At 59.9% G+C, this 14,577-nt stretch carries 12 protein-coding genes; all 12 read left to right on the top strand.

Going from position 1 to position 14,577, the window contains the following annotated elements:
* The first annotated feature begins 377 nt into the window (after nt 1-377).
* The 12 genes from FPT15_RS22280 to nuoC all read left to right on the top strand — a co-directional run bounded on the left by FPT15_RS22280 (nt 378) and on the right by nuoC (nt 14,576).
* Nucleotides 378-2,603, top strand: coding sequence for an NADP-dependent isocitrate dehydrogenase (locus FPT15_RS22280; protein ID WP_106579864.1), 2,226 nt, complete (start codon nt 378-380; stop codon nt 2,601-2,603).
* A 220-nt stretch (nt 2,604-2,823) separates the two neighbouring features.
* Nucleotides 2,824-3,270 carry an NUDIX hydrolase gene (locus FPT15_RS22275; RefSeq protein ID WP_124417848.1) on the top strand — a complete coding sequence of 149 codons (447 nt, stop codon included), beginning with the start codon at nt 2,824-2,826 and terminating at the stop codon, nt 3,268-3,270.
* A 59-nt stretch (nt 3,271-3,329) separates the two neighbouring features.
* Nucleotides 3,330-4,454 (top strand): tRNA 2-thiouridine(34) synthase MnmA, encoded by a 1,125-nt coding sequence (gene mnmA / locus FPT15_RS22270; protein WP_145164690.1) that lies wholly within the window; start codon nt 3,330-3,332, stop codon nt 4,452-4,454.
* Entirely contained in the window at nt 4,451-5,074 is a 624-nt protein-coding gene (gene hflD, locus FPT15_RS22265) for a high frequency lysogenization protein HflD (protein ID WP_046068637.1), read from the top strand. Before mnmA ends, hflD begins: the two co-directional genes overlap by 4 nt.
* Before the next feature lie 124 nt (nt 5,075-5,198).
* The gene (purB, locus tag FPT15_RS22260; protein ID WP_124417850.1) at nt 5,199-6,569 is read left to right on the top strand and encodes an adenylosuccinate lyase; all 1,371 of its coding nucleotides are present in this window, start codon (nt 5,199-5,201) and stop codon (nt 6,567-6,569) included.
* A gap of 84 nt (nt 6,570-6,653) precedes the next feature.
* A complete protein-coding gene (locus FPT15_RS22255) occupies nt 6,654-7,820 on the top strand; it encodes a cupin domain-containing protein (RefSeq protein ID WP_145164688.1) in 1,167 nt (388 codons plus the stop codon).
* A complete protein-coding gene (locus FPT15_RS22250) occupies nt 7,813-8,235 on the top strand; it encodes a GNAT family N-acetyltransferase (protein WP_145164686.1) in 423 nt (140 codons plus the stop codon). The genes FPT15_RS22255 and FPT15_RS22250 overlap by 8 nt, the downstream gene beginning before the upstream one ends.
* Before the next feature lie 260 nt (nt 8,236-8,495).
* The gene (locus tag FPT15_RS22245; protein ID WP_145164684.1) at nt 8,496-9,233 is read left to right on the top strand and encodes a secretin N-terminal domain-containing protein; all 738 of its coding nucleotides are present in this window, start codon (nt 8,496-8,498) and stop codon (nt 9,231-9,233) included.
* Between the two features lie 492 nt (nt 9,234-9,725).
* Entirely contained in the window at nt 9,726-11,051 is a 1,326-nt protein-coding gene (aceA, locus tag FPT15_RS22240) for an isocitrate lyase (RefSeq protein ID WP_003219577.1), read from the top strand.
* A gap of 569 nt (nt 11,052-11,620) precedes the next feature.
* Nucleotides 11,621-12,034 (top strand): NADH-quinone oxidoreductase subunit A, encoded by a 414-nt coding sequence (locus FPT15_RS22235; protein ID WP_003219575.1) that lies wholly within the window; start codon nt 11,621-11,623, stop codon nt 12,032-12,034.
* 10 nt (nt 12,035-12,044) lie between these two features.
* Complete coding sequence (locus tag FPT15_RS22230; RefSeq protein WP_003174719.1) at nt 12,045-12,719, top strand: NADH-quinone oxidoreductase subunit B family protein; 675 nt, start codon at nt 12,045-12,047, stop codon at nt 12,717-12,719.
* Nucleotides 12,720-12,791: 72 nt separating this feature from the next.
* Nucleotides 12,792-14,576 carry an NADH-quinone oxidoreductase subunit C/D gene (gene nuoC / locus FPT15_RS22225; RefSeq protein ID WP_106579871.1) on the top strand — a complete coding sequence of 595 codons (1,785 nt, stop codon included), beginning with the start codon at nt 12,792-12,794 and terminating at the stop codon, nt 14,574-14,576.
* Nucleotide 14,577: the final 1 nt, after the last annotated feature.

The raw sequence follows: 14,577 nt of genomic DNA, 5'->3' as shown, positions 1-14,577 counted from the left end.
ACAAGCCTGAAAGCAAAGGCAAAATCGCCAATCTTGAGCACATCGTGCGACGTTAGTCGTACCTGGCAACCTGCGACCTTTAGACCAATGGACGACGCACCTTTTGTATGAAGGCTCGGCGTAAGCATAGCGACGTATGTATAATGCCGCCGCTGACCCAAGAGTCACGACAGCTGACCGCTCTAGACAGTAGCCTTCAGCCAGAAAGCAGGACTATTACAATAGTCCACCCGCTTGACGCTCGACTGATGCAACCCAACATCACCGCGAAGAAACCTCGACATTTCGCTCATGGATGACTTTGAACGAACGCGCTCCACCCGGCGCATCTCGAGTTTCTGCGCACGCTTTCAGCAAAGAAGAGAGTTAATCCGAATATGCCCACCCGCTCGAAGATCATCTACACCTTCACCGACGAAGCCCCAGCCCTCGCCACCTATTCATTGCTGCCTATCGTAGAGGCCTTCACCGCTTCCGCTGATATTGCTGTGGAAACCCGCGACATTTCCCTCGCCGCGCGCATCCTCGCAAGCTTCCCCGAGCAACTGGGCACCAAGGCTATCCCGGACCACCTCGCCGAACTGGGCGACCTGGCCGTTACGCCTGAAGCCAACATCATCAAGCTGCCTAACATCAGCGCCTCGACCCCGCAGCTGCAAGCGGCGATCAAGGAGCTGCAGGCCCAGGGCTACGCCCTGCCGGACTACCCGGAAACCGTAACCACCGACGCGGAAAAAGAAACCCGTGCACGTTACGACAAGGTCAAGGGCAGCGCCGTGAACCCGGTACTGCGCGAAGGCAACTCTGACCGCCGCGCACCGCTGTCGGTCAAGAACTACGCACGCAAGCACCCGCACAAAATGGGCGCCTGGGCTGCCGACTCCAAGTCGCACGTCGCTCACATGAGCAACGGCGACTTCTACGGCAGCGAAAAAGCCGTACAGATCGAAGCCGCTGACGCAGTGAAGATCGAGCTGGTTGCCAAAGACGGCACCGCTACCGTGCTGAAAGAAAAGACTTCGGTACAAGCTGGCGAAATCATCGACACCGCCGTGCTGAGCAAAAAAGCCCTGCGCGCGTTCATCGCCGCCGAAATCGAAGACGCCAAGAAACAAGGCGTGCTGCTGTCGGTTCACCTTAAAGCCACCATGATGAAGGTCTCCGACCCGATCATGTTCGGCCAGATCGTTGCCGAGTTCTATAAAGACGCCCTGACCAAGCACGCTGCCGTGCTGGAGCAGATCGGCTTCAACCTGAACAACGGCATCGGCGACCTGTACGCTCGCATCAAGGCCTTGCCGGCCGAGCAGCAAGCGCAGATCGAAGCCGACATTCAGGCGGTCTACGCCGCTCGCCCATCGCTTGCGATGGTCAACTCCGACAAAGGCATCACCAACCTGCACGTGCCGAGCGACGTGATCGTCGACGCCTCGATGCCGGCCATGATCCGTGACTCCGGCAAGATGTGGGGCACCGACGGCCAGCTGCACGACACCAAGGCGGTGATCCCGGATCGCTGCTACGCCACCATCTACCAAGCCGTCATCGAAGACTGCAAGGCCAATGGCGCTTTCGACCCAACCACCATGGGCAGCGTGCCAAACGTTGGCCTGATGGCGAAGAAAGCCGAAGAGTACGGCTCTCACGACAAGACCTTCCAGATCAAGGCTGACGGCGTTGTCCGCGTCACCGACAGCAAGGGCAACCTGCTGATGGAACAGGCTGTTGAAGCCGGCGACATCTTCCGCATGTGCCAGACCAAAGACGCGCCGATTCAGGACTGGGTCAAACTGGCCGTCAACCGTGCCCGCGCCAGCAACACTCCGGCCATTTTCTGGCTGGACCCACAGCGCGCGCACGACGGCGTCGTGGTCGAGAAAGTTCAGGCCTACCTGAAAGACCACAACACCGACGGCCTGGACATCCGCATCATGTCGCCGGTCGACGCGATGAAGTTCACCCTGGAGCGCACCCGCAAAGGCCTGGACACCATCTCGGTGACCGGCAACGTACTGCGCGACTACCTGACCGACCTGTTCCCGATCATGGAACTGGGCACCAGCGCCAAGATGCTGTCGATCGTGCCGCTGATGAACGGCGGTGGCCTGTTCGAAACCGGCGCCGGCGGTTCGGCTCCGAAACACGTGCAGCAGCTGGTCGAAGAGAACTTCCTGCGCTGGGATTCCCTGGGCGAGTTCCTGGCCCTGGCAGCATCCCTTGAGCATTTGGGTGTCACTTACAACAACCCGAAAGCCCTGGTGCTGTCCAAGACCCTGGACCAGGCCACTGGCCAGTTCCTGGACAACAACAAGTCGCCATCGCGCAAAGTCGGCAACATCGACAACCGCGGAAGCCACTTCTACCTGGCGCTGTACTGGGCTCAAGCCCTGGCCGCCCAGACCGAAGACACTGCACTGCAAGCGCAGTTCGGCGAACTGGCCAAAACCCTGAGCGACAACGAGGCGACCATCGTTGCCGAGCTGAACGCCGTGCAGGGCAAGCCAGTGGACATCGGCGGCTACTACGCGCCGAACCCGGAGCTGACCAGCAAAGCCATGCGCCCAAGCAACACCCTCAACGCGGCGATTGCCAAGTTGAAGTAAGGTTGTAAGGATGCAAAGAAGCCCCGGCCCCGTGCCGGGGTTTCTGTTTGTGCCGTTCAACGCAAGAAACCGGATCAAATGTGGGAAGGGGCTTGCCCCCGATAGCGATGGATCAGTCGAGCTATTGGTAATTGACACACCGTCATCGGGGGCAAGCACCCTCCCACACTGACCGCAATTGTGCCCAAACACCGCGTCATATCTTGAATCGAGGCCTCCCATGACCTGGCAACCCCACATCACCGTCGCCACCCTCGTCGAAGACAACGGCCGCTTCCTGATGGTCGAGGAACTCAAGGGCGGCCGCGCCGTGCTCAACCAGCCCGCCGGCCACCTGGACCCGAACGAAACCCTGACCGAAGCCGCCGTGCGCGAAACCCTTGAAGAAACCGGCTGGGACGTCGAGGCCACCGGCATTGTCGGGATCTACCTGTACACCGCGCCCAGCAATGGCGTGACCTACCAGCGGGTCTGCTTCACCGCCAAGGCGCTGAAACACCACCCGGACTATCAACTGGACGACGGCATCGTCCGCGCCCGCTGGCTGACCCGCGACGAGCTGATGGCCCTGCGCGATGACTGGCGCAGCGAGTTGATCATCCGTTGCATCGATGATTATTTGAGCGGCCAGCGCCACAGTCTGGAACTGATCCGCCCTTCTCTTTAGCCTTGCGGACGCGAGCCTGCTAGAATCGCGTCCTTTTTAAAGACACCCGTTGAAATCCTATGCGTGATCCAGCCCCTTCTGACACACAAAAGAAGCGCGTCATCGTCGGTATGTCCGGCGGCGTGGATTCTTCCGTTTCCGCCGTTCTGCTCATGGAGCAGGGTTATGAGGTGGAAGGCCTGTTCATGAAGAACTGGGAAGAAGACGATGGAACGGAATATTGCACCGCCATGGACGACCTCGCGGACGCCCAGGCCGTGTGCGACAAGATCGGCATCAAGTTGCACACCGCCAATTTCGCCGCCGAGTACTGGGACAACGTGTTCGAGCACTTCCTGGCCGAATACAAGGCCGGCCGCACGCCGAACCCGGACATCCTGTGCAACCGCGAAATCAAGTTCAAGGCGTTTCTCGACTACGCCATGATCCTTGGCGCGGACCTGATTGCTACCGGCCACTACGTGCGCCGTCGCGACGTGGATGGCCGCACCGAGCTGCTCAAAGGCCTGGACCCGAACAAGGACCAGAGCTACTTCCTGCACGCCGTCGGCGGCGAACAGATCGCCAAGACCCTGTTCCCGGTGGGCGAGCTGGAAAAACCCGAAGTGCGCAGGATTGCCGAGAAACACGGCCTGGCCACCGCCAAGAAAAAGGACTCCACCGGGATCTGCTTTATCGGCGAGCGCCGCTTCAGCGACTTCCTCAAGCAGTACCTGCCGGCACAACCGGGTGAAATCAAAACCACCGAAGGTGATGTCATCGGTCGCCACCACGGCCTGATGTACCACACCATCGGCCAGCGTCAGGGCCTGGGCATCGGCGGTTTGAAAGACGCAGGTGAAGAGCCGTGGTACGTGCTGGTCAAGGACCTGAAAAACAATGTGCTGATCGTTGGCCAGGGTAATGAACACCCGCTGCTGTTCTCGGGCGCACTGCTGGCCTCGGAGATCTATTGGGTCAACCCGATCGACCTGAGCACGCCGCGCCGCCTGACCGCCAAGGTGCGCTATCGCCAGAGCGACCAGCCTTGCACCCTGGAGAAAACCGCCAGTGGCTATCGCGCCACGTTCGATGACCCGCAACGCGCGGTCACGCCTGGCCAGTCCGTGGTGTTTTATGACGGCGAAATTTGCCTGGGGGGCGGTGTGATTGAAGTCGCCGAACCCTGGAGCAACCCGGCATGAGCCCGACCCAGGAGCAACTGACCGCACTCGGTGGGGTTTTCCTCGCTGCGGTACTGGTCGACAAGATCGCCAAGACCGGCCAGGTGACGGAGGCAGGCCTGACCTGCATGCTCGGCAGCCTGCTGATCCGCGACCCCAAGGACACCCTGGAAGTCTATGGCGGCGACGACCTGGCGCTGCGCGAAGGCTATCGCGCGCTGATCGGCGCACTGGAGCGCGATCCGAGCACCTTGCAGCGCGAACCCCTGCGCTACGCCCTGTCGATGCTCGGCCTTGAGCGCCAATTGGCCAAGCGTGACGACATGCTCGAGACCATCGGCAAGCGCCTGCCGCAGATCCAATCCCAGGTCGAGCACTTCGGCCCGGCCCACGAAAACGTGATCGCCGCCTGCGGCGCGCTGTACCAGGACACCTTGAGCACCTTGCGCCAACGCATCCAGGTGCACGGCGACATGCGCAACCTGCAGCAACCCAACAATGCCTCGAAAATCCGCGCCCTGCTCCTGGCCGGTATCCGTTCGGCACGGTTGTGGCGCCAGTTGGGCGGTCATCGTTGGCAGCTGGTGATCAGCCGACGCAAATTGCTCAAAGAGCTTTACCCGTTGATGCGCAACGAATAAGTCGCAGCAACCAGGATTTTTATCGCCTCACGCGTAATACGCCGGTCAGTTGGCAACGGACCGGCGGATTTTTTCATGTATGATACGCGCCCCATTTCGTTGCCCGACTGTCCGAGAACACCCCATGCAGCTTTCTTCGCTCACTGCGGTTTCCCCTGTTGACGGCCGCTACGCCGGCAAAACCCAGGCCCTGCGCCCTATTTTCAGCGAATACGGCCTGATCCGTGCTCGTGTTCTGGTTGAAGTGCGCTGGCTCCAGCGCCTGGCCGCTCACCCTGGCATCAGCGAAGTGCCGGCGTTCTCCGCCGAAGCCAACGCGGTGCTGAACGCCCTGGCGGAAAACTTCGCTCTGGAGCACGCCGAGCGTGTCAAAGAGATCGAGCGCACCACCAACCACGACGTAAAAGCCATCGAATACCTGCTCAAAGAGCAAGCGGCCAAGCTGCCGGAATTGGCCAAGGTCAGCGAGTTCATCCACTTTGCCTGCACCAGCGAGGACATCAACAACCTGTCCCACGCCCTGATGCTGCGCGAAGGCCGCGATGACGTGATGCTGCCGCTGATGCGCCAGACCGCCAACGCCATCCGCGAACTGGCGATCCGTTTCGCCGACGTGCCGATGCTGTCGCGCACCCACGGCCAACCGGCTTCGCCGACCACGCTGGGCAAAGAACTGGCCAACGTGGTGTACCGCCTGGAGCGTCAGATCGCTCAAGTCGCCGCCGTACCGCTGCTGGGCAAAATCAACGGCGCCGTGGGCAACTACAACGCCCACCTCTCCGCTTACCCGGAAATCGACTGGGAAGAAAATGCCCGCGCCTTCATCGAAGACGAGCTGGGCCTGGGCTTCAACCCGTACACCACGCAGATCGAACCGCACGACTACATCGCCGAGCTGTTCGACGCGATTGCGCGCTTCAACACCATCCTGATCGACTTTGATCGCGATATCTGGGGTTACATCTCCCTGGGCTACTTCAAGCAGCGCACCATTGCCGGTGAAATCGGTTCCTCGACCATGCCGCACAAGGTCAACCCGATCGACTTCGAAAACTCCGAAGGCAACCTCGGCATCGCCAACGCCCTGTTCCAGCACCTGGCCAGCAAGTTGCCGATCTCCCGCTGGCAGCGCGACCTGACCGACTCCACCGTGCTGCGCAACCTCGGCGTGGGCTTCGCTCACAGCGTGATCGCGTACGAAGCCAGCCTCAAAGGCATCAGCAAGCTTGAGCTCAACGAGCAGAAAATCGCCGCTGACCTGGACGCGTGCTGGGAAGTGTTGGCCGAGCCGATTCAGACCGTGATGCGCCGCTACAACATCGAAAACCCGTACGAGAAGCTTAAAGAATTGACGCGCGGCAAGGGCATCAGCCCCGAGGCGCTGCAAACTTTCATCGACGGCCTGGATATGCCAGCCGCTGCCAAGGCCGAGCTGAAACTGCTCACCCCGGCCAACTACATCGGCAACGCGGCGGCCCAAGCCAAGCGCATCTGATTCGCGCAAGCCCTCTTGAGACGCCCGGCCGCGCCGGGCGTTTTTATTCCTGTCTTAAAAGTGCTTTCTTTCAATAGGTTACACATGAATCCTGATATTCCTCTTCAACTTCTGGGCGGCATCACGGCACGCGAATTCCTGCGCGACTACTGGCAGAAAAAACCGTTGCTGATCCGTCAGGCCATCCCTGATTTCGAAAGCCCGATCGACGCCGACGAACTGGCCGGCTTGGCCCTGGAAGAAGAAGTTGAATCGCGCCTGGTGATCGAACACGGCGAGCGTCCGTGGGAGCTGCGTCGCGGCCCATTCGCCGAAGACGCCTTCAGCACCCTGCCCGAGCGTGAGTGGACCCTGCTGGTGCAGGCCGTCGATCAGTTCGTGCCGGAAGTCGCCGAGTTGCTGGAGCACTTTCGCTTCCTGCCAAGCTGGCGCATCGACGATGTGATGATCAGCTTTGCCGCACCCGGCGGCAGCGTTGGCCCGCACTTCGATAACTACGACGTGTTCCTGCTGCAAGCCCAAGGCAAGCGCAACTGGAAAATCGGCCAGATGTGCAACTCCGAAAGCCCGCTGCTGCAGCATGCCGACCTGCGCATCCTCGCCGAATTCGAACAAAGCGAAGAATGGGTGCTGGAACCGGGCGACATGCTCTACCTGCCGCCGCGCCTGGCACACTTCGGTATCGCCGAAGATGACTGCATGACCTATTCGGTAGGCTTTCGCGCGCCAAGCGCCGCTGAAGTGCTGACCCATTTCACCGACTTCCTCAGCCAGTACCTGACGGACGAAGAGCGTTACACCGACGCTGACGCCCAGCCGGCAAGCGACCCGCACCAGATCCAGGGTGACGCGCTGGACCGCCTGAAGAGCCTGCTGGCCGAGCACATGAGCGACGAGCGCATGCTGCTGACCTGGTTTGGCCAGTTCATGACCGAGCCGCGCTACCCTGAACTGGTGGCGGGCGAAGAATTGGGCGAAGAGGAATTCGTCAACAGCCTGGAAGGCGGCGCGATCCTGGTGCGCAACCCAAGCGCGCGCATGGCGTGGTCGGAAGTCGATGACGATGTACTGCTGTTCGCCAGCGGTCAGAGCCGTTACCTGCCAGGCAAACTGCGCGAGCTGTTGAAGCTGGTGTGCTCGGCCGACGCCCTGCACAGCGAAAACCTCGGCGAGTGGCTCGCAGACGAAGACGGTCGCGACCTGCTGTGCGAATTGGTCAAGCAAGGAAGCCTGGGATTTGCCGATGAATAAGATTCACGTAAGTGTCGCGGACTGGCGAAAGGATATCGACGAGATTCGGCGCATTCGTGAAGCGGTGTTTATCGCTGAGCAATCGGTTCCACCTGAGCTTGAGTGGGACGCGGACGACGCCGACGCCGTGCATTTTCTGGCGTTCGAAGGCGATTTTCCGATTGGTACTGCGCGCCTGCTGCCCAGTGGCGAGATCGGGCGCGTGTCGGTGCTCAAGGACTGGCGCGGCCTGAAGGTTGGCGACAAGCTGATGGAAGCGGTGATTGGGCTTGCCGAGCAACGCGGCCAGACCAAGCAGTTTCTGAGTGCGCAGGTGTATGCGGCGCCGTTCTATGAGCGGCTGGGTTTCAAGATTGTCAGCGATGAGTTTCTTGAAGTCGGGATTCCGCATGTGGACATGGTGCGCGAAGGCTGATCCCTGTGCCGAGCGGGCTTGCACCGCGCTGGGCTGCGCAGCGGCCCTAAAACCAGACGCCGCGTTCTTTCTGAAAGAATGCGGCGTTTTTTTTTGGGGCTGCTGCGCAGCCCAACGCGGGGCAAGCCCGCTCGCCACAACAAGCTCGTTCGCCACAACGAGGCCGCTCACTGCACCAAGCCGGCTCACGACTAAACTTGCGACCTGCCAGGCCGACAAACTGGCACTATCACGCTAAATGACTCGCAGAGATAACGGACATGTCCCTACGCACCCTGCTCACCGCCCTCCTCCTGACTGTCAGCGCCTCGGCAATCGCCGACACCGCGGTCGTCAACCTGAGCAACCGCACCAGCGCCGACCTGCTGCCCGTGGCGCAGAACTTCATCGGCAAGGACGGCAGCGTCAGCGCCTACGGCAACCAGCTGATTGTGAAAGCCGACCCGGGCAAGATTGAGGACCTGCGCGCGCTGCTCGCGCAGTTGGACACACCCGCCAAGCGCCTGCTGATTACCGTCGACACCAACGAAAACAACCAGCAGAACAGCGGCGACAACCAGACGCGCATCATCAGCTACGGTACCGCCAGCCGCGACGGCGGCATCCAGCAGATCCAGGCCAGCGAAGGCGTGCCCGCGCTGATCCAGGTTGGCCAGAGCGTACCGCTGACCACTACTCAGCCCGACGCCTACGGCCGCCCGCAAAACCAGACCCAGTATCGCAACGTCACCCAGGGCTTTTACGTCACCGCCAGCGTCACCGGCGAGACCGTGCACCTGGCCATCAGCACCAACCGTGACCGCATGAGCCAGGAACGTCCCGATGTAGTGAACGTTCAGAGTACCGACACAACTGTCAGCGGCAGGCTGGGCGAGTGGATCCCCCTGGCCGGCATCAACCGTGAGACCCAGGCCGACAAATCCTCTACAACCCGCAATTACTCTACTCAAGGCCGTGATGACCTGACTTTGCGGGTCAAGGTCGACACCTTGAACTGAAGCACCAAAAACTGACTGACGAGTCGTCTTAGACTAAAGATGTAGTGCTTCAAAAAAAGCACTACAAAACATTTGACGATCCAAAAAAGCCTGTGCATGATGGCCTCGCTCCCGCTAATCAGGGGCCCTGGCAAGGGCCTTCGGATCGCCGCTCTAAGCTACCCACCTGAGCCGATTCGTGTCTGTACCGCCCACAAGGTGTGTTTGACAAGGTTGCGACTGGAACGAAGTTGTCCCGAGGGACGGAAGCTAACCAGGTAACCCGGCTACACACTGATGGATTGTACAAAGGCCCACGATGCCCGAAGACCATTCGCAGTTCGCCCTTACCTGCTCAACTCCCCCTTGAGCCTGTCGTTCATCCCGTCGCCCTCCCCGCCAAACCCGGCTTGACCGCCAAGCTTCTGGTCAGCGAGCAGCCATCACCACGCACTGAGTACGTGGCTGGCAAATGGAATTTTCCACCTAGACCTATGCGACGAGGTTTTTCCCATGGCACTGACACGCGAACAGCAAATTGCAGCCCTTGAAAAAGATTGGGCTGAAAACCCACGCTGGAAAGGCGTAACCCGCGCTTATTCCGCTGCTGACGTCGTCCGCCTGCGTGGCTCGGTTCAACCTGAGCACACCTTTGCAAAACTCGGCGCCGAGAAGCTGTGGAAGCTGGTCACCCAGGGTGCCAAGCCGTCCTTCCGTCCCGAAAAAGATTTCGTCAACTGCATGGGCGCCCTCACTGGCGGCCAGGCAGTCCAGCAGGTAAAAGCCGGTATCCAGGCGATCTACCTGTCCGGCTGGCAAGTGGCAGCGGACAACAACTCCGCTGAATCCATGTACCCCGACCAATCGCTGTACCCGGTGGACTCCGTGCCAACCGTTGTCAAGCGCATCAATAACTCGTTCCGCCGCGCCGACCAGATCCAGTGGAAAGCCGGTAAAGGCCCGGGCGACGAAGGCTACATCGACTATTTCGCACCAATCGTGGCGGACGCTGAAGCCGGTTTCGGCGGCGTACTCAACGCCTACGAGCTGATGAAGAGCATGATCGAGGCTGGCGCTGCCGGCGTGCACTTCGAAGACCAACTGGCGTCGGTGAAGAAATGCGGCCACATGGGCGGCAAGGTACTGGTGCCGACTCAGGAAGCCGTACAAAAGCTGACTGCTGCTCGCCTGGCTGCTGACGTTGCTGGCACCCCGACCATCATCCTGGCCCGTACCGATGCCAACGCCGCTGACTTGCTGACGTCGGACTGCGACCCGTACGACCAGCCATTCGTAACCGGCGAACGTACCCAGGAAGGCTTCTATAAAGTGCGCGCCGGCCTCGACCAGGCCATCGCTCGCGGCCTGGCCTACGCGCCGTACGCCGACCTGATCTGGTGCGAAACCGCCAAGCCGGACCTGGACGAAGCGCGTCGCTTTGCCGAAGCGATCAAGAAGGAATACCCGGACCAGCTGCTGTCCTACAACTGCTCGCCTTCTTTCAACTGGAAGAAGAACCTGGACGACGCGACCATCGCCAAGTTCCAGCGCGAACTGTCCGCCATGGGTTACAAGCACCAGTTCATCACCCTGGCCGGCATTCACAACATGTGGCACAGCATGTTCAACCTGGCGCATGACTACGCCCGCAACGACATGACCGCCTACGTGAAGCTGCAGGAGCAGGAATTCGCTGACGCCGCCAAGGGTTACACCTTTGTGGCGCACCAGCAGGAAGTCGGCACGGGCTACTTCGACGACATGACCACCGTGATCCAGGGCGGCACCTCGTCTGTGACCGCGTTGACCGGTTCGACCGAAGAAGAGCAGTTCCACTAAGTAGCGAGTACACGGCCATTGCGGCCCCATGGAAGACCTAACCGCATTGCCGCACAACAATCACGCCCCGACTGGTTCGGGGCGTTTTTTTGCCCGGAAAAAACGCCCTGAGACACAGGAGATTAAAAATGTGGGAATGCATGCAACCTGAAGGTTTTGCGCAAAACATTGATCCAGAGCGGTGTTTGCCCGAATCAAATCAGTTAAAAGATCCCCACCAGCAACTAAGCACCAATCAAGCAAGTAACGGCAACTTCCCCCGCCACACGAGAAACATTCGCTTAAACCCTGCGCAAACAATATTCATTATCATTTAGCGCATGAAAACTTCGTTACCCGTTAAACAAAACAGAATTGATTAAATGCCCGCTAATCCCCGCCCCACAAGGGCTACAGCCCCAAGAAGGTGCACTATGTGCTTATTCCATCGAATAATTTCGCTATCGGAATTTTACTTGCCCGGTGTTTAGCCATAAAATCACCGCGATTGATTGCAGTGCGACATATCGTCACTGCATCGTTACTTTTTCGAGCTCAGAGACCTTTGCTCTCTGTTAAGGATTTCCAGCATGACCGAAGCGACAGGACTCATGGCCCACAACTGGGGCTTTGCCATTTTCCTCCTCGGTGTTGTCGGCCTTTGCGCCTTCATGCTTGGTGTCTCCAGCCTCCTCGGGTCAAAAGCCTGGGGCCGCAGCAAAAATGAACCGTTCGAGTCCGGCATGCTGCCTACAGGTGGCGCCCGCCTGCGGCTCTCAGCCAAATTCTATCTGGTCGCGATGCTGTTCGTGATCTTCGATATCGAAGCCCTCTTTCTCTTTGCCTGGTCTGTGTCCGTCCGCGAAAGCGGCTGGACCGGATTCGTCGAAGCCCTCGTTTTCATAGCAATTCTGTTGGCAGGCCTTGTCTACCTATTTCGAGTGGGCGCCCTTGACTGGGCTCCGGAAGCTCGTCGCAAGCGGCAAGCGAAGCTGAAACAATGAGGCTTTGGCGATGCAATACAATCTCACCAGGATCGACCCGGATGCTCCTAACGAGCAGTACCCAATCGGCGAACGCGAAACCGTTTCCGACCCGTTAGAAGACCAAGTCCACAAAAACATCTACATGGGCAAGCTCGAAGACGTGCTGAGTGGCGCGGTCAACTGGGGGCGTAAGAACTCCCTGTGGCCGTACAACTTCGGTCTTTCGTGCTGCTACGTGGAAATGACCACCGCCTTCACGGCGCCCCACGACATCGCGCGCTTTGGCGCCGAAGTTATCCGGGCATCACCGCGCCAGGCGGATTTCATGGTTATCGCCGGCACCTGCTTTATCAAGATGGCGCCGATCATTCAGCGTCTCTACGAGCAAATGCTCGAGCCAAAGTGGGTTATCTCCATGGGTTCGTGCGCCAACTCCGGTGGCATGTACGACATCTACTCCGTCGTTCAAGGGGTGGACAAGTTCCTGCCCGTGGACGTCTATGTGCCTGGCTGCCCTCCCCGCCCCGAAGCATTTCTGCAAGGCTTGATGCTGTTGCAGGAATCGATTGGCAAGGAGCGTCGCCCACTTTCCTGGGTTGTCGGCGATCAAGGCGTGTATCGCGCCGAGATGCCGTCACAAAAGGAACAGCGCCGCGAACAGCGAATCGCAGTCACCAACCTGCGCAGCCCCGACGAAGTCTGATCCAGCACCGGTTCTTTTATAGAACGAAAACCTGGCTTCATTCTTTACGTTGACCGAAAGCGATAAAAAACCATGACTACAGGCAGTGCTCGACGCATCCCGCCTTATAAGGCAGACGACCAGGATGTGGTTGTCGAACTCAATAACCGTTTTGGCCCTGACGCCTTCACCGCCCAGGCCACTCGCACCGGTATGCCGGTGCTGTGGGTGGCGCGTGCCAAGCTCGTCGAAGTCCTGACTTTCCTGCGCAACCTGCCCAAGCCGTACGTCATGCTCTATGACCTGCATGGCGTGGACGAGCGTCTGCGCACCAAGCGCCAGGGGCTGCCGAGCGGCGCCGATTTCACCGTGTTCTATCACCTGATGTCGCTGGAGCGTAACAGCGACGTGATGATCAAGGTTGCCCTGTCCGAAAGCGACCTGAGCATTCCGACCATCACCGGCATCTGGCCGAACGCCAGCTGGTATGAGCGCGAAGTCTGGGACATGTTCGGCATCGACTTCCCGGGCCACCCGCACCTGACGCGCATCATGATGCCGCCCACCTGGGAAGGTCACCCGCTGCGCAAGGACTACCCTGCGCGCGCCACCGAATTCGATCCGTTCAGCTTGACGCTCGCCAAGCAGCAGCTGGAAGAAGAGGCTGCACGCTTCCGTCCGGAAGACTGGGGCATGAAACGCTCCGGCACCAACGAGGACTACATGTTCCTCAACCTGGGCCCGAACCACCCTTCGGCCCACGGTGCCTTCCGGATCATCCTGCAACTGGACGGCGAAGAAATCGTCGACTGCGTGCCGGACATCGGCTACCACCACCGTGGTGCCGAGAAGATGGCCGAACGTCAGTCCTGGCACAGCTTCATTCCGTACACCGACCGTATCGACTACCTCGGCGGCGTGATGAACAACCTGCCGTACGTGCTCTCGGTCGAGAAGCTGGCCGGCATCAAGGTGCCGGACCGCGTCGACACCATCCGCATCATGATGGCCGAGTTCTTCCGGATCACCAGCCACCTGCTGTTCCTGGGCACCTACATCCAGGACGTTGGCGCCATGACCCCGGTGTTCTTCACCTTCACCGACCGTCAGCGCGCCTACAAGGTTATCGAAGCCATCACCGGTTTCCGTCTGCACCCGGCCTGGTACCGCATCGGCGGCGTGGCGCACGACCTGCCAAACGGCTGGGAGCGCCTGGTCAAGGAATTCATCGACTGGATGCCCAAGCGTCTGGACGAGTACCAGAAAGCCGCGCTGGACAACAGCATCCTCAAGGGTCGTACCATCGGCGTCGCGCAGTACAACACCAAAGAGGCCCTGGAATGGGGCGTCACCGGTGCCGGCCTGCGTTCCACCGGCTGCGACTTCGACCTGCGTAAAGCACGCCCGTACTCCGGCTACGAGAACTTCGAATTCGAAGTACCGCTGGCGGCCAACGGCGATGCCTACGACCGTTGCATCGTGCGCGTCGAAGAAATGCGCCAGAGCCTGAAGATCATCGAGCAGTGCATGCGCAACATGCCGGCAGGTCCGTACAAGGCGGATCACCCGCTGACCACGCCGCCGCCGAAAGAACGCACGCTGCAGCACATCGAAACCCTGATCACGCACTTCCTGCAAGTTTCGTGGGGCCCGGTCATGCCGGCCAACGAATCCTTCCAGATGATTGAAGCGACCAAGGGTATCAACAGTTATTACCTGACGAGCGATGGCGGCACCATGAGCTACCGCACCCGGATTCGTACCCCAAGCTTTGCGCACTTGCAGCAGATCCCTTCGGTGATCAAAGGCGAGATGGTCGCGGACTTGATTGCGTACCTGGGTAGTATCGATTTCGTTATGGCCGACGTGGACCGCTAAG

Source organism: Pseudomonas sp. RGB (assembly GCF_007713445.1).
Taxonomy (GTDB): domain Bacteria; phylum Pseudomonadota; class Gammaproteobacteria; order Pseudomonadales; family Pseudomonadaceae; genus Aquipseudomonas.
This window is presented reverse-complemented; position numbering and strand designations above follow the sequence as displayed.